Here is a 23,034-nt window from a genome sequence, read left to right as displayed (position 1 = left end):
TCTTTGCTAAATCGCCTTATATGACAATAGATCGTAATTATATTCGTAATTTTTCCATCGTGGCGCATATTGATCACGGCAAATCCACTTTAGCTGATCGTTTGATTCAAATAACAGGTGGGCTTGATACACGTGAGATGAAAGAACAAGTACTCGATTCCATGGATATTGAGCGTGAACGTGGAATTACTATTAAAGCACAAACGGTACGTTTACACTATAAAGCAAAGAATGGTGAAACCTATATTTTAAATCTTATGGATACACCTGGTCATGTGGATTTTGCTTATGAGGTTTCGCGTTCATTGGCAGCTTGTGAAGGTTCTCTGTTGGTGGTGGATGCAAGCCAAGGTGTAGAGGCGCAGACGTTAGCAAATGTTTATCAAGCCATTGATAATTCCCATGAGTTGGTTGTTGTACTCAATAAAGTTGATCTTCCAGCAGCAGAACCTGAGCGTGTTAAAGAACAAATTGAAGATGTGATAGGCATTGATACATCTCAAGCAGTAGAAATATCAGCAAAAACAGGTTTGGGTGTTCCTGATGTTTTGGAGGCAATTGTAACACAATTACCACCTCCACATACAGGCGATGTTGCAAATCCCTTGAAAGCAATGTTGGTTGATAGCTGGTATGATGCATATCTTGGTGTCATTGTTTTGGTACGAGTGATAGATGGTATTTTAAAAAAAGGCCAAACCATTCGTATGATGGGTACGGGAGCAAAATATCCAGTTGAGCGCGTTGGGGTGTTTACACCTAAAATGGTACAGGTTGATGAGTTAGGACCAGGCGAGATTGGTTTTATCACTGCCTCTATCAAAGAAGTAGCAGATACACGGGTTGGGGATACGATTACTGAAGAGCGCCGTCCTTGTGAAAATGCTTTGCCTGGTTTTAAGCCGGCGCAACCAGTTGTATTTTGTGGTCTTTTTCCAATTGATGCTGCCGATTTTGATGATTTGCGTGCAGCCATGGGCAAATTACGCTTAAATGATGCGAGTTTTTCTTTTGAAATGGAAACATCCGCGGCTTTAGGATTTGGTTTTCGCTGTGGCTTTTTGGGACTTCTTCATCTTGAAATTATTCAAGAGCGATTAGAGCGTGAGTTTAATTTGGATTTAATCGCGACAGCACCTTCGGTTGTTTATCGCATGAATATGAATGATGGTTCTGTTAAAGAGTTGCACAATCCAGCGGATATGCCTGATGTGGTTAAAATTTCTTCAATCGAAGAACCATGGATTCGGGCGACAATCATGACTCCTGATAATTATCTTGGATCAATTTTAGAACTATGCCAAGAGCGGCGGGGGATACAAGCTGGTTTATCCTATGTTGGAACCCGTGCTATGGTAACGTATGATTTACCACTGAATGAAGTTGTTTTTGATTTTTATGATCGGCTAAAATCAATCTCAAAGGGTTATGCTTCTTTTGATTATCAGATGGCAGATTATGCAGAAGGGGATTTAGTTAAAATGTCTATTTTGGTAAATGGAGAGTCTATAGATGCATTGTCTATGCTTGTGCACCGCACGATTGCAGAAAAGCGCGGGCGTTCCATGTGTGAAAAACTGAAAGATCTTATTCCCCAGCATATGTTTCAGATTCCAGTTCAAGCAGCTATTGGTGGTAAAGTTATAGCGCGCGAAACAATTCGTGCTTTGCGTAAAGATGTAACAGCAAAATGTTACGGGGGTGATGTCACGCGTAAGCGCAAACTTTTGGAAAAGCAAAAAGAAGGCAAAAAGCGGATGCGCCAATTTGGAAAAGTAGAAATTCCACAATCGGCATTTATTCAAGCGCTCAAAATGAACAAATAATGAAAAAAGGAGTATTGTCTCTCATTGATTGCGCTTTTGCTTTTGTTGATTGGTTCAGGTGCTTAAAGAACACTTTTAAATAGAATTGCGCTGTGCTTGTTTTAGTGAATCATCACTCAATGCATCAAATTCCATTTCACAATAGGGGATGTGAAAAATATAAAGTAACATACACTGTGAATGATATAAAATCCATTTGGCATTACCGTCTTTACGCGTCATAAAGATGCAAAGCGCACCTATCATTCTCTTTTTCAGCTCAAAATATTATGACAGTCCTTATCACTTGAGAGAATTTTCATTAAAAATATTTTTACTCTTTTCTTAAAGTGTCTCTTACCCACGCGCCAACTGCGTTTGGAACGATCAAGGAAATGATAGTGATTGATTCACTATGAAAGGATTTGAAATGAGAGAATTCTTGTATTTGAGGTTATTATTCAAGTAAAAAAACGATGAAATATTATTATGAATTATCTTGTGTCTAAGAACGTAAAAGATCATTAATGGATGTTTTTTCTCGTGTTTTTTGATCAACGCGTTTTACAATAACGGCACAATAAAGGCTTGGTCCTGCTTCACCATTTGGTAAAGGTTTTCCAGGGAAAGAACCAGGCACAACCACTGAATAGGCTGGTACCTCACCGATAAAAATTTCACCTGTTGTACGATCAATAATCTTTGTAGATTTTCCAATAAAGACTCCCATACCCAAAACAGTACCTTCACGGATAATACAGCCTTCAACAATTTCAGAGCGAGCACCGATAAAGCAATGATCTTCAATGATTGTTGGATTTGCTTGCAGTGGTTCCAAAACACCTCCAATACCAACACCGCCAGAAAGATGGACATGTTTACCAATTTGTGCACAAGAACCAACGGTAGTCCATGTATCAACCATTGTACCCTCATCGATAAAAGCACCAAGATTAACAAAGGATGGCATCAATATAACGTTGGGTGCAATGTAAGCAGAGTGACGTACAATGGCTCCAGGAACGGAACGGAAATCAGCACTTTTAAAATCTGCCTCTTGCCAACCAGAGAATTTTGAAGGAACTTTATCCCACCAATGTGTTCCATTGATTCCACCAGTGATGATTTGCATAGGATTAAGCCGAAAAGAGAGCAAAACCGCTTTTTTCAACCATTGATGAACATGCCATTGTCCATTTTTTTGTCTTTCTGCAACACGGATTTCACCTTTATCAAGAAGGTTCAATGTATGTTCGATACTCTCACGGATTTCGCCTTTTGTGGTAGTATCGATAGAATCGCGATCGTCAAAAGCTTGTTGAATAATCATTTCAAGTTGTGTGAGATGGGTCATGACGAGAGTTCCGTTAAACAAGTTGAAAGCTTCAAGATTTATTCTCTATGAACTACGCGAAGAAATGTGTTCAGTCAATAAAACGATGAGGAAGTAGGACAGGTGCATGAAAAAAGGCTGTAAAGAAAAAATAAAAGGAGAGCAAGAAAATTGGACACCACTTCTCCATACGAAGGATGCTCTACAACAAATACATAAAATCTCTAATTCAGCACAAATTCGTTCGTCTACTTATCGCTTAGCCTATATCGATCAAGATTTTATGATGCGTCCAGAGTTGCGCTCACAACGTATTGGTCTTGAATTTTTAAAGCCGGAAATAACCCTTAAAGAATATGATATTCAATCAACAGTTGTTTTGTTTGGTGGTGCGCGTATCCCTGAATCTGGGCAAGCAGCGTGGGCTGCAAAAAATGAAATACAAAAGAAAAATTTGCGTGCTATGTCACATTATTACGATGAAGCGAGAGAATTTGCGCGTTTGTGCTCACTTTATTCTGCTACGACAGAATATCGTGAATTTGTGGTTGTTACGGGGGGCGGACCAGGAATTATGGAGGCGGGAAATCGTGGTGCTTGTGATGTTGGTGCCCCAACGATTGGTTTGAATATTATTTTACCACATGAGCAGGAACCTAATTCGTATGTGTCGCCGCATTTGTGTTTCAATTTTCATTATTTGGGGATGCGCAAAATGCATTTTTTAGTACGAGCGAAAGCATTAGCTATCTTCCCTGGAGGATTTGGGACTCTGGATGAATTGTTTGAGACGTTAACTTTAGTGCAGACGGGGCGTATGAAACAGGTACCAATTTTATTGTTTGGCAAAGAATTTTGGAGCAATACTATCAATTTTGAGTATCTGTCTGAACAAGGTACAATTTCTCCTACTGATGTTAATTTTGTGAAATTTGTCAATACAGCAGCAGAAGCTTTTGAAGAAATTCGTTCTTTTTATGAACTGCCTTGACGACTTTTAAGACGTTCACTCTTGAAGGATAATTAATACTCTACTTTGGTTAAATAAAGTCCTGAAGGAGGAGCAACAACACCACAATGTTTACGATCTTTAGCGTGAAGAGCTGCTTCGAGATCTTGAGCTGTCCAACGTCCAATACCTACTTCCATGAGGCTTCCTGCGAATGAACGGATTTGATGATGAAGAAAAGAACGGGCTTGCGCATAAAGGAAAATTTCTTCACCTTCTCTTTGAATATCCAAACGGTCAAGGGTGCGAATAGGGCTTTTGGCTTGGCAATGTGCTGAACGGAAAGTGGTAAAATCATGTTCTCCTACAAGCTTTTGAGCAGCTTCATGCATGGCTTCAGCATTAAGAGGCTTTGGCAACCACCACACGCGTTTGGCATTTAAGGCTGGTGGAGAGCGACGATTAAGAATTTTAAAAATATAATGGCGTTTTACAGCGGAAAATCGTGCATCAAAGTCATCAGGGACATTTTGTACGTTTAAGATTGAAATAGCTTCTCCCTGTTTACGTAAAAGAGCATTGAGCGCATCACGTACAGTATGGGGATGCCAGTTTTTTATGAAATCAACATGCGCAACTTGTCCCGTAGCGTGTACGCCCGCATCGGTTCTTCCTGCTGTTGTTATGGTCAATTGTTGTCCACTAAAGGAAAAGATTGCCTGTTCAAGAGCTCCTTGTACAGTGTGAAGTTTTGCTTGACGCTGCCAACCAGCATAATTTGAACCATCATATTCAAGAGTGAGTTTAAAACGTGGCATCTTAAAAAACAGCAGAAATATGAGCACCTCGCAAAAAGGTTGCGCTATCAAGGACTTTACCACCCGATCTTTGGAGAGAGGTTATTTCTATTCGCCCTTGTCCACAATGGACAATCAAAGAATCTGGTTCTATTCGTCCAATTTCAAGAGAAGGACCTGTTGTTAAGCGACTATCAAGAATTTTTACACGTTCTTCTCGTCCCCCAATATTCATATTGCACCAGCAACCAGGAGAAGAAGAGAGCGCACGGATATGCTTATGAATAAACTCTGCAGGTTTTGTCCAATCAATGCGGGTCTCTTCCTTTTTGATTTTGGCAGCATAGGTGATGCCTTCCTCTGATTGTGGGGTCAGTTTAAGTTGGCCTTTTTCAAGAGTTGATAAGGTTTCTACCATAAGTTCTGCGCCAATATGTGAAAGTTTGTTTAAAAGCTCAGCAGTGGTGGTGTTATCAGTAATGGGGATGGAGCGAGAAAGAGCGATAGGTCCCGTATCAAGTCCTTCATCCATTTTCATGATCATAATACCTGTTTCTTTATCACCAGCCATAATTGCTCGTTGAATAGGCGCAGCACCACGCCAACGTGGTAAGAGTGAAGCGTGGGCATTAAAACAACCAAAACGCGGCGTTTCGAGAATAGCTTTGGGTAAAAGGAGTCCGTAAGCTACCACAATAGCAACATCAACAGAAAGTGCTGCAAATTGCTCCTGTTGTTCGATTGTTTTGAGTGTTTGTGGCGTAAAGATGGGAATAGATTCCTCTTTTGCTACATTGTGAACAGGTGAGGGGATTAATTTAAGTCCTCGACGTCCTGCTGGGCGAGGGGGTTGACTATAAACAGCAACAACATCATGACCTGCATCCAATAAAGCACGCAAAATAGGAACAGAAAAATCTGGTGTCCCCATAAAACTTAATCGTAAAGCCATTACAAAACTGCTTCCTGCATGTTTTTTTCTTTTGCGCGTTTTTTAAATTTTCGTATCACCATATCGCGTTTGATCTTTGAAATGTAATCAATAAAAAGGCGCCCATCTAAATGATCAATTTCATGCTGCAAGCAAGTTGCCAAGAGATCGTCTGCTTCAATTTCTGTTTGTTTTCCTTCACGGTTCTGATAGCGAACACAAAGGCGTTTAGGACGTTCAACCTCTGCAAAATAGTCAGGAATAGAAAGACAACCCTCTTTATAAATATTACGCTCATCTGAAAGCCATAAAATTTCAGGGTTGATAATAACAAATGGTTTTTTCCGCTCATCTTCAGAATTTCCAGAGACATCTATAACCAACATACGTAGCGGTATACCAATTTGAATAGCAGCAAGACCAATGCCCTTAGCATTATACATGGTTTCCAACATATCATCCGCAAGTTTTTGGAGAGCTGAATCGACCTGATCAACGGGTTTGGACACTTCCCGTAAAATCGGATCAGGTAAAGTAACTAAAGATCTCATTGGCATAAGTAGAGATTAATCAATGGTTTGTTATTGGTCAATATTGAATAACGGATTCTTGCGTTTTTTTACAATAAGAGCGTTATATTACCATTTATGTTTGATTCGTTTTTTTCCATACTCGCTGGAGAGTTTTTTTCTAAACTAATGCTTTTGCTTTTATTTATATTTGTCTGTTTGGCATTTTTTATGTTGATACATTCTCATCGAAAAAAAGCATTTTTGGAAAATGAAATTGCTGAACGCGCACGTGAGGCACAAATGCAGATGGCTACCTTGCTGAAAACACAAGCTGAAATGCAAGGGAGAATGCAAACGATGGCGGAAATTTTTGGTCAACGGCAGGCTGAATTGAATAAATCACTCAGTGAGCAACTCAATGGGATGACAACAAGCTTAGGCCAAACACTTCAGGTACAGACCAAATCCACTTATGAAAATTTGAATCGTTTGCAAGAGCGTTTAGCAGTGATTGATGCGGCACAAAATAATATTCAATCTCTTACGGGACAAGTTGTTCAGTTGCAGTCCATTTTAAGCAATAAGCAGACACGTGGTACTTTCGGTCAGGGGCGGATGGAAGCAATTATTGCTGATGCCTTACCAACAAATGCTTATGCTTTTCAGGCTGTTCTTTCCAATGGAAAGCGCCCAGATTGTCTCATTCATATGCCCAATAAAGCCCCTTCTCTTGTTGTTGATGCTAAATTCCCTCTGGAGGCTTGGAATGCTATGCGTAAGGCAGAATCAGCGCAAGAGCGTCAAGAGGCAGAACGCCAATTTCGTACCGATATGGAAGTCCATATTCGTGATATTGCACAAAAATATTTGATTCCTGGAGAAACCCATGACACTGCTTTCCTTTTTGTGCCATCTGAATCGATTTTTGCAACAATTTATGAGGACTTTGAGGCATTGGTACAAAAATCCAATAGAGCTCATGTGATTATTGTTTCACCATCTTTGTTGATGCTCTCTGTCCAAGTGGTACAAACCATTATGAAAGATGCACGGATGCGTGAACAAGCGCATTTAATTCAATCAGAAGTAGCAAAATTGATGGAAGATTTTGGACGAATGGATATACGCGTTCGTGCGTTACAGAAGCATTTTCACAAAGCAGGTGAAGATATAGAGGGAATTTTGATATCGTCTTCCAAAATCATGAAACGGGCAAATCGCATTGAAACTGTCGAATTAAAAGAGAATCATTCTGAACCAACAAAAATGACAACATTGGCTCAGTCGCAAACATTGCGTTTTGCTGACGAGGAATAAAGCAAAGCAAGCTTCTTAAATATCACAAGTCAGATCACGTTCTTTATTGATTGGTAATACTTTTTTAGTATCTCTATCTTGTTTTATTTCTTAAACGAGAGGAATAGGAATATGCGACACCTTTTGTTTTTAGGGGCACTGGTGTTTCTGCTAGATGGGTGTGCAACGACCACTCCCACACACACAAACAATGCTTGTGCTATTTTGGCACAAAAAAATGGTTTTTTTGACAATTGGGGTAAGGCTTCTAAACGTGCAGAAATGCGCTATGGGATTCCTATGCCTATTATTCTTGCAACCATTAATATGGAATCGAGCTTTCGTCACAATGCACGTCCTCCACGTAAAAAACTACTTGGTTTTATTCCATGGAAGCGTCAATCGACAGCCTATGGTTATTCTCAAGCGCTTGACAGTACATGGGCAATGTATCTACGCTCTACGGGCAGATCTTTTGCATGGCGTACGAATTTTGCAGATTCTGCTGATTTTATTGCTTGGTATCATCGCCAAAGTGTTCAACGCAATGGGGTGAGATTTGATGATGCATATAGCCTTTATTTAAATTATCATATGGGACATGGTGCTTATGCGCGTGGCGGGCGTGTCACTGCTGCACTTTCACAGGCAGCACAGCGCATGGCAAGGATATCGAGGCTCTATGAACAGCAATTAAAGAGATGTGGATGGCGTTAGGGAAGATTTTTGAAAATCTCAATTAGGGAATTGTTGCGGTAAAATTATTTGAGAGCCAAATTTCTTATGGCACGATAAGGTTGTATCATTTTTCCGATTTTCAAATGAAATAAATTGTTATTTTTTAGAATAAACCCAAGAGACAGAAAGCTTTTGCAATGCTCAATATATTTGAGTGCACTCTCGATATTTTTACCTTCTTTGTTTAAAAATTTACAATGGAAACTATATTCTATTTGGCTCATGCATTTCGCACAGGTCTAAGTATCAGAGATTATTAAAGAAAAATTTTAAAATTTAATATCATTTTTTATTTTCATTATGCGTATTACTGGCTGATTATTACATGAATATTTTCTTTTTTAGCGTATAAAATAGCAATCAAAAAAATGCAATTCGAGCATCATATTAAAGTAAGAATCTCGAATGGCGTAGGGTTTTATCATTTCAGATCTCTTGAGGTTAAATCAATAAAAACAATTGGCTTGCACATAACAAGCGTAATTGGCATGTGGATAAAAACTGTGAAAGAAAAGACTAAAAATGTTTCTTATGAACATTCTCAAAAGTAAGAATTATCGGCAACATTGGGAATTAGCACATATAATGATGGCGCCACTTTGCTTTCACAACTCAACCTTGCTTGTGACGTGCAAGGAAACAAAATTAATTGATTCAATATGTTATTTAAGCGTGAATATACCTTAGTATTGAGCAGGTAGATGCTACTCAAGGTGGACAATTTTTTAATTGGCAAGACATCTGATCAGGCTAAAAATACTCGAAAAAAGTTCTGATTCGCAATAATTGAGAAGTATATTTCAATATTTTATTCTCTCATCTTCGTTTAGATACTTCGTACCTTTTAAAAAGATATCGATAACCGACATATTATGATTTCGTGGAAATATTGTGATAAAGAGAATTCAAATTTTGTTCTTTAAAACAAGGCGTAAGTTAAACAGCTCATTTTCTGTTTCTGTGCAAAGCATAAAAATTATCTACTTTCACGGTTACGACAGTAAAATTTTATAATCCAACAAATGATTAAAAATGTGTTATAACATCATAAAAATGCAAGGAACAGGCGCTACTGGAATGATGATTAAATAACACATAAAACTTTTAAATTGATGCACACATTCCCTATTATAATTGATATTATAATTAATCCCCTTGATAGAATAGCAGGTCCTTTTGGTGGAGCTAAGCGGGATCGAACCGCTGACCTCTTGCATGCCATGCAAGCGCTCTCCCAGCTGAGCTATAGCCCCTATAAAAACAATTTTTCCCAAAAGGAAAGTATACAATTTCAGCTTTTCTAGAACGATCAAAATTGAAGATCAAGAAGAATTTACATTCAATGGAAAAGATGTCCTCTTTTACTTCTCTTAAGCATCGTCATCATTAGAAACACCGCCTCCGAGAATATCAGTAACGTCATCATCTTCATCGTCATCATCATGAGATAAAAATGTATCATCGTCATCACCAAGATCTACATCACTATCTTCTAAATCAGGAAGATCGTCATCTTTAGAATCCTCGTCATCCTCTTCAAGAAGCATAAAAGCAGATTTTTCAAGTGCTGTATCAAGCTCTTCAGCATCAACGTCTTCCTCATTGTTTGCTTCAGCTGCTGCAACTTCAAAGTAAGAACGCGGATAAGAAATTCCTGTATAGGGCGACACAATAGGATCGCGATTTAGATCGTAAAATTTTTTTCCTGTTTCTGGATCAACACGTTTAGTTCCAAGTTCTTGTTTTGCCATAAACCGTGCCTCTTTGATTAACTATTATTCCATTAAAAGATAAATTTTATGGTGCTTAATCGAAAAATAATGCCTTTGTCAAAGATAAATACACTGTTCCACAGTGATTTTTTCATGACGTCTTTTAAAGCATGTGCTAAAGGATGCACAATTTCATAAAAGTTAGATAGAATTAAATAGAATTTCCATGCAAAAAGCAATCCCTATAACCACCTATAAATCGAGTAGTCTCTCTGGAAAAATTAAAATACCAGGAGATAAATCAATCTCTCATCGCTCTCTTATATTGGGAGGATTAGCAAGTGGTGAGACACATATTTATGGATTACTTGAAAGCGCTGATGTACTCAATACAGCTGCTGCTATGCAAGCTATGGGTGCCTGTATTATTAAAAAAGATGACTTCTGGACTATACGAGGAACAGGGAATGGTTGCCTTTTAGCTGCACAAAAACCTTTAGACTTTGGAAACGCTGGAACGGGTGCTCGTTTGGTTATGGGAATGGTTGGTCCATATCATATGAAAACAACCTTTATTGGTGATGCTTCTCTCTCTAAACGTCCAATGGGACGTATTCTTGATCCGCTGCGTCTCATGGGGGTTGAAATTGAAGCAACGCACAACGATCATCTTCCTTTAACGCTTTATGGTCCGAAAATGGCTAATCCGATTCGTTACCGTGTTCCAATAGCTTCCTCCCAAATTAAATCAGCAGTCTTGCTTGCTGGACTCAATACCGCCGGCATTACAACTGTTATTGAACCAGTTCTAACACGAGATCATACGGAAAAAATGTTAAAAGCATTCGGTGCACAACTTGAAATAGAAAAAGATAATGAAGGTGCGCGTTTGATTCATCTTAACGGTCAACCCCATCTTACTGGGCAAACGATTCATATTCCGGGTGATCCTTCTTCTGCTGCTTTTCTAATTATCGCAGCCCTTCTTGTAGAAGACTCTGATATCACCATTGAAAATGTTTTGATAAATAACTCTCGAATAGGGCTTATCGAAACATTGTGGGAAATGGGTGCTCAAATTGAATTTTTGAACCGACGTCAAACAGGTGGAGAGGATGTTGCTGATCTACGGATAAAATCATCGGTTCTTAGAGGCGTTACGGTGCCCAAAGAACGTGCTCCATCGATGATTGATGAATATCCTGCTTTGGCAGTAGCAGCAGCCTTTGCAGAAGGTAAAACAGTGATGTTAGGAATCGAAGAATTGCGTGTAAAAGAATCAGACCGACTGTCTGCTGTTGCTCAAGGACTCGAAATTAATTGCGTAGACTGTGAAGAAGGACAAGATTTTCTTATTGTTTATGGGAAGGGTTCTGCCAAAGGTTTGGGTGGTGGACATGTCTCCACACATCTTGATCATCGAATTGCTATGTGTTTTCTCGTTTTTGGGCTTGTATCAGAAAAACCTGTTACCATTGATGATAAACGAATGATCGCTACGAGCTTTCCAGAATTTATTCCTTTTATAAAACAACTTGGGGGGAAAATCGCTTGAAGCCTTTTGTTATTGCCATTGATGGACCTGCAGCCTCAGGCAAAGGAACCTTAGCACGCAAAATTGCTGCACATTATCGTCTTCGCCATCTCGATACTGGTCTTACTTATCGTAGTGTTGCTCATACGCTTTTACAACAAAATTTAGCTCTTAATGATGAAAAAAATGCTATTATTTATGCTAAAGAACTTGATTTTAATACCTTAAATCCTGCTCTTCTTTCTTCTCATGAACTTGGTGAAGCGGCTTCAAAAATAGCGATTAATCCTGCTGTACGCAAAATTCTTGTCGAAAAACAACGCAACTTTGCTAAAGTTTTGCCTGGCTGTGTGCTTGATGGACGTGATATCGGAACTATTGTTTGTCCTGATGCCGATATCAAGTTTTATGTTCTAGCCAATGTTCAAACACGCGCCAAACGTCGCTACCAGGAGATTTTAAAAAAGGGTGTTCAAGCAAATTATCATGAAATCCTAACTCAACTTGAACAGCGCGACGGTCGCGATATAACCCGCAAACAAAGTCCACTAAAACCAGCAAAAAACGCCCACTTGCTTGATACGTCAAAATTGAGTATAGAAGCAACATTTGAAATTGCATGTAGTTTTATTGATCCAATCATAAAAATGCATATAATTGGATAAATTCGTTAAGGTGACTTCCAGCCTAGCGCTAACTTTTTTCCTTTATTCAAGGAAAAAGGCAGGGAGTTGCTTATGTTAACACTAACCTAGCGCTCATACCTTATAACACAAGGTACATATTAGGAGTTCTTATGTCACAATACAATCCCACAACAGCGGATTTTGAAGCCCTTTTAACAGAATCTTTTCAAACCAATGATCTTAATGAAGGATCTGTTGTTAAAGGTCGTGTTATTGCAATCGAAAAAGACATGGCCATTATTGATGCTGGTCTTAAAGTCGAAGGACGTATTCCTCTCAAAGAATTTGGAGCTAAAGCAAAAGACGGTTCTTTGCAAGTGGGCGATGAAGTTGAGGTTTACATTGAACGCATTGAAAATGCGATGGGTGAAGCTGTTTTATCACGTGAAAAGGCACGGCGCGAAGAAAGTTGGGTCCGTTTGGAGGAAAAATTCAATGCTGGTGCACGCGTTGATGGAGTGATCTTTAGCCAAGTAAAAGGTGGTTTTACAGTCGATCTTGATGGTGCTGTTGCTTTCTTGCCGCGCAGCCAAGTTGATATTCGTCCCATTCGTGATGTTTCACCTCTCATGCACAATTCTCAGTCCTTTGAAATTTTGAAGATGGATCGTCGTCGTGGCAATATTGTGGTCTCACGTCGCACTGTTTTAGAAGAAAGTCGCGCTGAGCAACGTTCAGAAATTGTACAAAATCTTGAAGAAAACCAAATCGTTGAAGGTGTGGTGAAAAATATCACAGATTATGGTGCCTTTGTTGATCTTGGTGGGATTGATGGTCTCTTGCACGTTACAGATATGGCATGGCGGCGTGTTAACCACCCATCTGAAGTTCTCACAATTGGTCAAACGATTAAAGTTCAAATTATTCGCATCAATCAGGATACGCACCGTATTTCTCTTGGAATGAAACAGCTTGAAAGTGATCCTTGGGAAAGCATCAGTGTTCGGTATCCGATTGGTAAAAAAATTACAGGTGCTGTCACCAACATTACTGATTACGGTGGTTTTGTTGAAATTGAGCCAGGAATCGAAGGGCTGATCCATGTTTCTGAAATGAGCTGGACGAAGAAAAATGTTCATCCTGGAAAAATTCTGTCTACATCACAAGAAGTAGAAGTAGTTGTTCTTGAGATTGATCCTTCTAAACGGCGTATTTCTCTTGGCTTAAAGCAAACATTTGAAAATCCATGGGAAGCTTTTGCCAATAAATTTCCTGTCAATTCGCAAATTGAAGGAGAGGTTAAAAATAAAACAGAATTTGGTCTGTTTATTGGGCTTGAAGGCGATGTTGATGGTATGGTCCATTTGTCTGATCTTGATTGGAACCGTCCTGGTGAACAAGTCATTGATACTTACAATAAAGGCGATATCGTTAAAGCTGTGGTCCTTGATGTTGACATTGAAAAAGAGCGCATTTCTCTTGGAATTAAGCAGCTTTCCAGCGATAAAGTTGGAGAAGCAGCTGCTTCTGGCGAATTGCGAAAAGGTGCTGTTGTAACATGCGAAGTGATTGCTGTTAACGACAATGACATTGGTGTGAAATTGATTGACCACAACCTTGAGACAACCATTCGGCGTGCTGATCTCGCGCGTGATCGTGATGAGCAACGTCCTGAGCGTTTCGCAATTGGACAAAAGGTTGATGCTCGCATCACAGCATTTGATAAAAAAACACGTAAAATTTCAGTATCGATTAAAGCTTTAGAAATTGCAGAGGAAAAAGAAGCTGTTGCACAATATGGTTCTACAGACTCGGGTGCTTCTCTTGGTGATATTCTTGGTGCTGCTTTAAAAAAACAAGAACAAGATTAATCATCAATCATTAAAGCTTACGGTGTTATTAAGGTCACTCATTTTAGGGTGACCTTTTTATTTTCTAAAAAAATTGTCTGCTTATTTTCTAATTATTGCGTAAAAAATTATAACTGCTTGCAACTAAAAACAAAAAGTTTGTTTTTTTGTCTATCAACGGTTCACTATTCAGATAAAATGCTTACAATTTAAATAAACAACGATGTAATTGAATAACAATGGGACATTATGACGTGCATAATACCTTTCATAAAGTGCTTTTTTTCTCAAAAAGAGAAAAAAAACCATTTTATTAATACGGATTTTCCTCTTCGTGCAATTTATAAGGTACGGGAAGATCTTTATAACTTAGGGCATGATATAGCTTCTGGTAAAGAAATTTTACTCCCTGAATATGAAGGAGTAGAAGATTTTCGCAAGAGATTGAATGAAAATGCGAAACTTATTCTTAATGCCTTTCATACCAGTGATTTTGCAGCCCGAAATGATGAGACTATCGCACCGTCTGCTCAATGGCTCATTGATAATCATTACACCATTGATAAAACTATACAAAAGCTACGTCGTAATCTACCCAAGTCCTTCATAAAGCAACTTCCTCTTTCTACACACAAAGCGGAAATACCACGAATTTTTGCTTTAACTTGGCTTTATATTGCGCATACTGATAGCAGCTTTTCACAAGAAACACTCACTGCTATGACCAATGGATTTCAAGAAGTTTGTGCGCTCACAATTGGTGAATTGTGGGCTCTTCCTTCTGTTATGCAAATGCTGCTCATTGAAAATGTCCGTCGTCTTTCAGTACGTATCGAAAAAGCGCGACATATGCGCCATCTTGCTAGCCAAGTGGCTGATAAAATTTCTCTTGTAGAAAATAAAAAAAATCTACACTCTCTCTTTACGCAGTATAAACCATTTACTGTTGATCCAACGTTTTCAGCACATTTATTCTATCGCCTGCGTAGTGCATCTGTCGATTCAACCGTAGCATTAACTTGGCTTGAAAAGCAATTGAAAAGCCAAGGCAGTAGCTTAGAGATTGCAACAGCTGATGAACATACCCGACAAGCAGCAGATGGTGTGACCATGGGAAATATTATCCGTGCTCTTAAAGCTATAGATGATGTTGATTGGACAGAATGGTTTGAAACAGTGAGTTGTGTCGATTCTATTTTGCGTAAAAATAGTGATTTTTCTGAAATTGATTCTCACTCACGCAATATTTATCGACAAGTCATTGAAAAAGTTGCACGCTTTTCGCCTCTTAGTGAGCTGGAAATTGCACATAAAGTTGTAGAAATGGCAAATTCCACTTCTAAAGATATGCCTCATCATTCTTGTGTGGGGTGGTACCTTGTTGATGATGGTCGTGGCATATTTGAAAAGGCTTGTGGATATATCCCGCCCTTTCTCATAAAATGGACACGAGCTTCCTGTTGCTCAAAATTGAGAGTCATCGCCATTCCTGTCTCTTTTCTGACGCTCGCTCTTTTGCTTGTAATTTACGCCCTTTTACAAATATCTGGCATGACATCATGGATGTCTTTTTGCTTTACTGTATTAGCGCTTTTTCCTGCTATCGATGCTGCTTTTGCTTTATTTAGCACTGTTGTTTCATGGTTTGTCCCATCAAGACAACTCATTGGCTATGAATATAAAGAAGGTATTCCAAAACATGCACGGACAATGGTTGTTGTACCTACTTTGATGACATCACGCGATGATATTGATGAACAAGTGCGCAATCTTGAAGTGCACTATCTTTCCAATCCTAAAGGTGCCATTCATTTTGCACTCATTACGGATTGGGTGGATGCTCCATTGAGAGAAACGCAAGATGATCTTGATTTATTGCACTATGCGCAAAAGAGTATTGATAAACTCAATAGTCGTTATCATTGTGATGAACTTCCTCTTTTTTTCCTTTTACATCGCCGACGCCTTTATAATACAAGCGAAAAATGTTGGATGGGATGGGAACGAAAGCGAGGAAAACTTCATGAACTCAATCGGCTCTTAAGAGGCGATAAAAACACAAGCTTTTATCCTCCCAATCCACACCTTCCTATGGATTGCCGTTTTGTTATGACGCTGGATTGTGATACACGTCTTACTCCAGAGAGCGTCGCGAAACTTGTTGGAAAGCTTAACCATCCACTCAATCATCCCATTTTTGATCCGCAAAGTGGAAAGGTTGTAAAAGGCTATAGCGTTTTACAACCACGCATTATTCCTTCTCTTACAACAGGAAAAAAAACATCAATTCTCCAACGGATTTTTTCTATCAACCGTGGCATTGATCCTTATGTTTTTGCCGTTTCTGATACTTATCAAGATCTTTTAGGAGAAGGTACCTTTATCGGTAAAGGTCTTTATAATATTGATGCATTTGAACAAGCGCTTGATGGCAAAATTAAAGAAAATACTATTCTTAGTCATGATCTCTTAGAAGGAGGTTATGCTCGTACTGCTCTGGTAAGTAGCATAGAAGTCATTGAAGACTATCCAACCGCTTATAATATTGATGTTATGCGTTATCATCGCTGGATTCGCGGTGATTGGCAGCTTTTGCCTTATCTTTTTTTCCATCGTCAAATAAGTTCCGTGACGCGTTGGAAAATGCAGGATAATTTACGTCGTTCTCTTACTCCACTTATGTGGTTAATCGCAGCATTTGCAGGATGGACTTTTTTGTCTTTCAAGAGTGCAATTGTCTGGCAAATATTCTTGTTGTTTAGCTCCTTCATTTCTCCCATTCTATGTGTATTAAAAACGCTAGTCTCGTCCAATATAGATCATTCTTTGCGTGGACATTTTCAATTAATTTGGAACAAAACTGCTCTTACAAGCGCTGATATATTTCTTAAAACGACGTTTCTTGCTCATTCGGCGTATTTTATGACCGATGCGATTATTCGTACACTCTATCGTATGACGATTTCAAAACAGCATCTTCTTGAATGGAAAACTTCTGCCGCAACAAAATCTATGCCCAATAGTTTGCGTTTCTATGTTTTTACAATGGCACCAGCATCGCTTATTGGTGTCCTTACTGTAGCACTTTCTCTTTTTTCTGATAGTTTTGCAAGCTTGATTGCTTTTCCTTTTGGGATAGCATGGTTTTTTTCACCCTTCATTGCTTGGATTGTGAGTCAACCTTCAACCTTTCAAGATAGCCTTGATCTTTCTTCAAAAGATGAAAAAAAACTTCGCTCTATTGCACGGCGTACATGGCTTTATTATACAACCTTTGTCAATGCACAAAACAACTATTTGCCTCCCGATAATTTTCAAGAAGATCCTGAACCTCTTGTTGCTCAACGTACATCTCCTACGAATATTGGCGTTTATCTCCTTTCTGTTATTGCTGCACGTGATTTTGGCTGGATTGGTTTTGAAGAGACCATTACCCGTATTGAATGTACATTACGCTCTCTTACAAAAATGGAAAAGTTCCGTGGTCATCTCTATAATTGGTATGAAACGGATACACTCAGGCCTCTTTTACCTACTTATGTATCAACCGTTGATTCAGGAAATCTTGCCGGTTATTTGATAACACTCTCTTCTGCCTTAAGTGAATGGGCTGAAAAACCGCTTCTTTTTTTTCAAAGTGATCGAGAAGGCTTATCGGATGTTCTTGCTATTCTTGAAGAAACTGTCAAAGAAATTCCATATCATCAACCAAATTTACGCTCGTTACGTCAAAAAATCGAAGAAAACATCACTCGTTTTCATGACTCTGTCTTCACTTTTGTAAAACAAGAAAATACGATTCCTTCTCACATCATAGACCTTTCACATGCAGCCCACGATATTGTGCACTTAGTCAGTGAACTTGACCACAAAATTCAAACGATAGAATCTGCTCGTGCGCTTTCTTGGGCTAAATGCCTTATCGATACCTGTAACGCTTATCATCATGATGCGACTGCTCATTGTGATACTGAAAAATTACGTAAAAAACTAAACAGGTTGGCTATAGTGGCACGGCAAATAGCCTTTGATATGAAATTTGACTTTTTAGAACAGCCTAAACGGCATCTCTTATCCATTGGATATCGTGTTCAAGAAAACAAACTCGATGAAAATTGTTATGATCTACTTGCTTCAGAAGCACGTCTTGCAAGTTTTTTTGCTATCGCAAAAGGAGACATAAAACTTAAACATTGGTTTCGTCTTGGTCGACTCCTCGTACCCATAGGTTGGAAAGGTGCGCTCCTATCATGGTCTGGATCGATGTTCGAATATCTTATGCCATCTCTCGTAATGCATGAACCTTTAGGATCTCTCCTAGATCAAACAAATCGATTGATTATTCGTTGTCAAATACAATATGCTCATAAACGGGAATTGCCATGGGGTATTTCAGAGGCCGCATTTAACGCTCGCGATCATTTAATGAATTACCAATACGCTCATTTTGGTGTTCCAAACCTCGGACTCCAACGTGGTCTTTCACGCAATGCTGTCATTGCTCCCTATGCCAGCCTTCTAGCGGCACAATATGCTCCTGCTTGCGCTGTCGCTAATTTAAAACGACTTCGTGATCTTGGAGCTTTAGGAACATATGGTTATTATGACTCTGTCGACTTTACCCCTTCACGCGTGAAAACAGGGGAAAAATACGCTGTTGTACGCAATTATTATGCGCACCATCATGGCATGTCTATCCTTGCTCTTAACAATGTTATTTTTCAAGGGCGAATGCGTGACCGTTTTCACCGTGATCCCATTATTGAAGCAACGCAATTGCTGTTACAGGAAAGAGCGCCTCATCTCATTCCTATTATTCATACCAAAGCTGTTAATCGTATGCGCAATAAGTCTCAAGCACTTGACGCCGCTCCTTTGCGCATTATTACAAACCCGTTGCTTAAACCACGAGAAACGTTACTTTTGTCTAATGGCTTTTATTTTACCATGCTAACAGCGAATGGTTCTGGCTACAGTCGGTGGCACGATTATGCGATTACGCGCTTTATTCCTGATGCAACAGAAGATCAACAAGGTACTTTATTCTTCTTACGCGATACGCATAGTGGACGGTGGTGGTCTGTTACTAGTGAGCCAACACGTGTTATTGAAGAAGAAGCTGTCAGCATTTTTACAGATGAAAAGGCTGAATATACAAAAATGGTTGATGGTATAAAATCAACACTTGAATGTCTTATTACATCTGAAGGATGTGGCGAAGGTAGACGTATTCAACTGATGAATACGACAAATAAAGAGCGCCTCATTGAAGTGACTTCTTATGGTGAATTAGCGCTTGCCACAATGGATACAGACGAAGCTCATCCTGTTTTTTCCCGTATGTTTATAGAGACAGAAATTGCTGAGGAAGGTAAAACAATTTTTGCCAAAAGGCGCAAACGCTCACCTAGCGATCCTGAAATCTATGTTGCCCATTTTGTCTCTAGTACAACAGATATTCTCCAAGAGACAGAAGCTGAAACGGATCGCTCTCTGTTTATTGGGCGGGGTCGATCTATTCATCGGCCCGCTGCATTTGACCAAAATGCTCGTTTCAGTAACAGTCAAGGTTGTGTTCTTGATCCTATTATGTCATTGCGATGTCGTATCAAAATTTCAGCATATGGAAAAGCAGAACTTATTTTTTGGACTTTTGCTGCTCATACAAAAGAAGCGCTGCATAATCATATTAAACATTATCGACAACCCGATATGTTTCAAAAAGAACTTTCAAGGGCATGGACGCGCTCACAAGTCGCACTGTATCAGAGCGGAACCCAGCCTAAAGAAGCTATTGTCTATCAAAAATATGCCACATCGCTTATCTACCTTGATCGAACATGGCGTCTTTCTCCTGAAATATTAGCAAAAACGCTTGGAAAACAGTCTGATCTTTGGCCTATGTCCATTTCAGGAGACAATCCACTATGTCTCCTTAGATTAAATAACGAGGGAAATATCTCTGTACTGCGTGAGCTCCTTAAAGCACACGAATATTGGCGTATGCGCGGACTCATCGTTGATTTGGTGATTCTCAATGAACAAGCATTTTCCTATATACAACATACACAACGGGCTCTTGAATGGGTCTGTGAATCTTATCGGCACCACGCACAAGAAGCAGATGAACGCCAACACATTTTCATGCTTCAGCGTGACAAAATAAATGAACAAAGTTTTAAAATGCTTCTTGCATCAGCGCGCATCGTTCTTGATGCCCAAAATGGCTCTTTATCTGAACAGCTTAAACGACTTGATGAGAGTGATTTTGATCTTACAGTTCATAAAAATTATCATGAATTGCATGATCAATTAGATTACCCAAAATATAACGAAGGAAGGCAAGTTACAACACAAACTGAACAAAATTTTTTTGCTTCCATTGGTCTTATTAGCCAACGAAAACCATCCTCTTTTCCCATAAATGGAGAAGATCTAAAATATTGGAATGGTTACGGTGGTTTTAACCAGTATAACCATTATGTAATACGTCTTCATGGACGTACAACTACACCGCACCCGTGGATTAACGTCATCGCTAATCACAAATTTGGTGTTCATGTCTCTGCTGAAGGTGCAATTTTTACTTGGGTTAACAATAGCCGTGATTATAAATTAACTCCTTGGGCAAATGATCCAACATCTAACCGGCCAGGAGAAGCACTTTATCTGGTTGATCGCCAGTCTTTAAAACGTTTTTCACCCGTTTCTGCTGTAGAATGTGATGAAAATATTGTCTATGAGGCTTGTCATGGTTTTGGATTTTCAACTTTTAAATCGACACATTCAGAAATTGCATTAGAACTGACTCATACACTCGATCCGGAAAAACCAGTTCGCTTTTCACGTCTTACCCTCACGAATGAAGGGACAAAACCACGCAGTTTACGCCTTTATAATTATGTTGAATGGGTTTTGGGAAATACCCGTACAAAATATGCCCCCTTCATTATTTCCTCTTATGAGGACAAAAGGGGTGTACATTTTATTCAAAATCCTTATCACATTGAAAAATCTCAACAAGTCACATTCTTATCGGCATCTGAAATGCCAACCAGCACCACAACCAATCGTGCTGAATTTATTGGTGCAACGGGAACCGTAACGCATCCAACTGCGATCCGTAAAGCTGGTGCTCTTTCGAATACCATTGAAGCAGGATGTGATCCTTGTTCAGCATTTGCCTATGATATTGATCTTCAAGCAGGGCAAACAAAAGAAATCATCTTTTATCTTGGCAGTGCTGAAAATAGACAAGAAGCTGAAAAATTACTTAATCACGTACGTGCAAGTGATTTTGAAATTCTGCTCACAAAACAAAAACAGCAATGGAGCGATTTTGTTTCTCCTTTTCAAGTTAAAACACCGGATCCCTCTTTTGATATTATGGTCAATCATTGGCTTCCTTATCAGACCTACGCATGCCGCATCATGGCACGCGCAGGATTTTACCAAGCTAGTGGTGCATTTGGCTTCCGTGACCAGTTACAAGATAGCTTATCTTTATTATTGCTGGAACCACAACTGGCACGTGAACAATTGTTAAACGCCGCCGCGCACCAATTTCTTGAAGGGGATGTGCAACATTGGTGGTTACTCGATACAAATGCTGGTGTTCGTATGCGCATTTCTGATGATATCGTTTGGCTTGCATATGCAACAGCTCTTTATGTCACTACCACTGGCGATGATGCCTTTCTTGATACACTCATTCCTTTTATTGAAGGCGATGTTCTCAAAAGTGGGCAACAGGATGCTTATTTTCAACCCACCCAATCCTCAAAGGTTGCAACAGTTTATGAACATTGTGTTTTAGCTTTAGACCTTGCCATTAAACGTTGTGGACCCCATGGTATCCCTCTTATTTTAGGTGGGGATTGGAATGATGGCATGAATTTGGTAGGTGTGGAAGAAAAAGGTGAAAGCACTTGGTTAGGATGGTTTCTTGGGTACACATTAAAAGCATTTATTCCTTTGGCCAAAAAACGTGGTGATAACAGCCATATGCAAATATGGAGTACATACCTTGAACGCTTAACAAAATCCCTAGAGGAAAACGGTTGGGATGGTGCTTGGTATCGACGTGGTTATTTTGATGATGGAACACCTCTTGGTTCTAAAATTAATGATGAATGCCAAATTGATACCATTGCTCAATCTTGGGCTGTCATTTCTCAAATGGCGTCGCCTGAACATCAAAAGCAAGCAATGACATCAATGTTGGAACATCTCTATGATAAAAAAGGCGGACTCATTCGCCTTTTTTGGCCACCTTTTGATAAAAGCACACTTGAGCCCGGTTATATAAAAGGTTATCCTCCAGGAATCCGAGAAAATGGTGGTCAATATACGCATGGTGCCATTTGGAGTATTTTAGCATTGGCTGAAATGGAACAAAACGATAAAGCTTACGCTTTATTTTCTATGATTAACCCGATTACCCATGGACAAGATCCTGAAACTTATCGTGTTGAACCTTATGTGATGGCCGCAGATATTTATTCTGTTGAACCACGATGTGGTCAAGGCGGTTGGACATGGTATACAGGCTCAGCCGGTTGGTTTTATCGCGCTGCAACACAAGCTATTCTTGGAATACAGCGTCAGGGAGATCTGTTATTTTTACAGCCACATTTACCCTCTATTTGGCCAAAATATGAAGCAACAATGAAGTTTTATGATGCCGTTTATACCATTAAAGTAAAATGGGGACCTAAAAATATGCTCCATGTTAATGGCAAAAAATATACCGAAGTTCATGCGGGGATAAAGTTACACAAAACAGGTCAGCATGAAATTATACGTATTGTTAAATCTTAGAGATGAAAGATGAAAAAGAGAGCAGACTTTTTTATTCTTGCCCAAAACTGTAGAGTTGTTATATTGCACCGCCTATATTGTCCGTGTTGGTGCATAATATTTTAGATTTTATGAAACTGAAAGAAAAAGGT

Annotated in this window: 14 protein-coding genes and 1 tRNA gene; 8 read left to right on the top strand and 7 right to left on the bottom strand. The window is 39.2% G+C overall.

Features of this window, described 5'->3' with window-relative positions; all coding sequences use genetic code 11:
• Nucleotides 1-20 precede the first annotated feature (20 nt).
• Nucleotides 21-1,826: a translation elongation factor 4 gene (lepA, locus tag U736_RS0100460; protein WP_012754493.1), complete on the top strand. Its 1,806-nt coding sequence runs from the start codon at nucleotides 21-23 to the stop codon at nucleotides 1,824-1,826.
• A gap of 75 nt (nucleotides 1,827-1,901) precedes the next feature.
• Here lepA and U736_RS12085 read toward each other — a convergent pair whose 3' ends face one another.
• On the bottom strand, nucleotides 1,902-2,048 hold the full coding sequence (locus U736_RS12085) for a hypothetical protein (protein WP_155914949.1): 147 nt from the start codon (nucleotides 2,046-2,048) through the stop codon (nucleotides 1,902-1,904).
• Nucleotides 2,049-2,310: 262 nt separating this feature from the next.
• Entirely contained in the window at nucleotides 2,311-3,159 is an 849-nt protein-coding gene (gene dapD, locus U736_RS0100450; protein ID WP_012754494.1) for a 2,3,4,5-tetrahydropyridine-2,6-dicarboxylate N-succinyltransferase, read from the bottom strand.
• Between the two features lie 106 nt (nucleotides 3,160-3,265).
• Between dapD and U736_RS0100445 the strand changes: the two genes are divergently transcribed.
• Nucleotides 3,266-4,129, top strand: a complete 864-nt coding sequence (locus U736_RS0100445) for an LOG family protein (protein WP_012754495.1) — start codon at nucleotides 3,266-3,268, stop codon at nucleotides 4,127-4,129.
• 32 nt (nucleotides 4,130-4,161) lie between these two features.
• On the opposite strand, the gene truA is transcribed toward U736_RS0100445, so the two are convergent.
• The 3 genes from truA to def are packed head-to-tail and all read right to left on the bottom strand — an operon-like array spanning nucleotide 4,162 to nucleotide 6,372.
• Nucleotides 4,162-4,905, bottom strand: a complete 744-nt coding sequence (gene truA, locus U736_RS0100440; protein WP_012754496.1) for a tRNA pseudouridine(38-40) synthase TruA — start codon at nucleotides 4,903-4,905, stop codon at nucleotides 4,162-4,164.
• Nucleotide 4,906: 1 nt separating this feature from the next.
• Nucleotides 4,907-5,836 carry a methionyl-tRNA formyltransferase gene (gene fmt, locus U736_RS0100435; RefSeq protein ID WP_026500135.1) on the bottom strand — a complete coding sequence of 310 codons (930 nt, stop codon included), beginning with the start codon at nucleotides 5,834-5,836 and terminating at the stop codon, nucleotides 4,907-4,909.
• Entirely contained in the window at nucleotides 5,836-6,372 is a 537-nt protein-coding gene (gene def / locus U736_RS0100430) for a peptide deformylase (RefSeq protein WP_012754498.1), read from the bottom strand. Before def ends, fmt begins: the two co-directional genes overlap by 1 nt.
• 90 nt (nucleotides 6,373-6,462) lie before the next feature.
• On the opposite strand from def, the gene U736_RS0100425 reads away from it, so the two are divergent.
• Nucleotides 6,463-7,644: a DNA recombination protein RmuC gene (locus U736_RS0100425; protein WP_026500134.1), complete on the top strand. Its 1,182-nt coding sequence runs from the start codon at nucleotides 6,463-6,465 to the stop codon at nucleotides 7,642-7,644.
• A gap of 111 nt (nucleotides 7,645-7,755) precedes the next feature.
• Nucleotides 7,756-8,340, top strand: coding sequence for a transglycosylase SLT domain-containing protein (locus U736_RS0100420; protein ID WP_012754500.1), 585 nt, complete (start codon nucleotides 7,756-7,758; stop codon nucleotides 8,338-8,340).
• Between the two features lie 1,198 nt (nucleotides 8,341-9,538).
• On the opposite strand, the gene U736_RS0100410 is transcribed toward U736_RS0100420, so the two are convergent.
• A tRNA-Ala gene (locus tag U736_RS0100410) sits at nucleotides 9,539-9,614 on the bottom strand.
• Nucleotides 9,615-9,731: 117 nt separating this feature from the next.
• Nucleotides 9,732-10,112, bottom strand: a complete 381-nt coding sequence (locus U736_RS0100405) for a TIGR02300 family protein (protein WP_012754501.1) — start codon at nucleotides 10,110-10,112, stop codon at nucleotides 9,732-9,734.
• 187 nt (nucleotides 10,113-10,299) lie between these two features.
• On the opposite strand from U736_RS0100405, the gene aroA reads away from it, so the two are divergent.
• The 4 genes from aroA to U736_RS0100385 all read left to right on the top strand — a co-directional run bounded on the left by aroA (nucleotide 10,300) and on the right by U736_RS0100385 (nucleotide 22,903).
• A complete protein-coding gene (gene aroA / locus U736_RS0100400; RefSeq protein WP_012754502.1) occupies nucleotides 10,300-11,628 on the top strand; it encodes a 3-phosphoshikimate 1-carboxyvinyltransferase in 1,329 nt (442 codons plus the stop codon).
• The gene (gene cmk, locus U736_RS0100395) at nucleotides 11,625-12,272 is read left to right on the top strand and encodes a (d)CMP kinase (protein WP_012754503.1); all 648 of its coding nucleotides are present in this window, start codon (nucleotides 11,625-11,627) and stop codon (nucleotides 12,270-12,272) included. The genes aroA and cmk overlap by 4 nt, the downstream gene beginning before the upstream one ends.
• 131 nt (nucleotides 12,273-12,403) lie before the next feature.
• Nucleotides 12,404-14,104, top strand: coding sequence for a 30S ribosomal protein S1 (gene rpsA, locus U736_RS0100390; RefSeq protein WP_026500132.1), 1,701 nt, complete (start codon nucleotides 12,404-12,406; stop codon nucleotides 14,102-14,104).
• Nucleotides 14,105-14,332: 228 nt separating this feature from the next.
• The gene (locus tag U736_RS0100385) at nucleotides 14,333-22,903 is read left to right on the top strand and encodes a GH36-type glycosyl hydrolase domain-containing protein (protein ID WP_026500131.1); all 8,571 of its coding nucleotides are present in this window, start codon (nucleotides 14,333-14,335) and stop codon (nucleotides 22,901-22,903) included.
• The last annotated feature ends 131 nt before the right edge of the window (nucleotides 22,904-23,034 follow it).

This window comes from Bartonella grahamii ATCC 700132 (assembly GCF_000518085.1).
Taxonomy (GTDB): Bacteria; Pseudomonadota; Alphaproteobacteria; order Rhizobiales; family Rhizobiaceae; genus Bartonella; species Bartonella grahamii.
The sequence above is the reverse complement of the archived record's forward strand: the minus strand, read 5'-3'. Positions and strand labels throughout refer to the sequence as shown.

Excerpts from the sequence above, each read along its gene's own strand:
- lepA (WP_012754493.1), top strand. The coding sequence starts at position 21 with ATGACAATAGATCGTAATTATATTCGTAATTTTTCCATCGTGGCGCAT.
- aroA (WP_012754502.1), top strand. The coding sequence starts at position 10,300 with ATGCAAAAAGCAATCCCTATAACCACCTATAAATCGAGTAGTCTCTCT.
- dapD (WP_012754494.1), bottom strand. The coding sequence starts at position 3,159 with ATGACCCATCTCACACAACTTGAAATGATTATTCAACAAGCTTTTGAC.
- truA (WP_012754496.1), bottom strand. The coding sequence starts at position 4,905 with ATGCCACGTTTTAAACTCACTCTTGAATATGATGGTTCAAATTATGCT.
- U736_RS0100445 (WP_012754495.1), top strand. The coding sequence starts at position 3,266 with ATGAAAAAAGGCTGTAAAGAAAAAATAAAAGGAGAGCAAGAAAATTGG.
- U736_RS0100405 (WP_012754501.1), bottom strand. The coding sequence starts at position 10,112 with ATGGCAAAACAAGAACTTGGAACTAAACGTGTTGATCCAGAAACAGGA.
- U736_RS0100385 (WP_026500131.1), top strand. The coding sequence starts at position 14,333 with ATGACGTGCATAATACCTTTCATAAAGTGCTTTTTTTCTCAAAAAGAG.
- rpsA (WP_026500132.1), top strand. The coding sequence starts at position 12,404 with ATGTCACAATACAATCCCACAACAGCGGATTTTGAAGCCCTTTTAACA.
- def (WP_012754498.1), bottom strand. The coding sequence starts at position 6,372 with ATGCCAATGAGATCTTTAGTTACTTTACCTGATCCGATTTTACGGGAA.
- U736_RS0100420 (WP_012754500.1), top strand. The coding sequence starts at position 7,756 with ATGCGACACCTTTTGTTTTTAGGGGCACTGGTGTTTCTGCTAGATGGG.
- U736_RS0100425 (WP_026500134.1), top strand. The coding sequence starts at position 6,463 with ATGTTTGATTCGTTTTTTTCCATACTCGCTGGAGAGTTTTTTTCTAAA.
- U736_RS12085 (WP_155914949.1), bottom strand. The coding sequence starts at position 2,048 with ATGACGCGTAAAGACGGTAATGCCAAATGGATTTTATATCATTCACAG.
- fmt (WP_026500135.1), bottom strand. The coding sequence starts at position 5,836 with ATGGCTTTACGATTAAGTTTTATGGGGACACCAGATTTTTCTGTTCCT.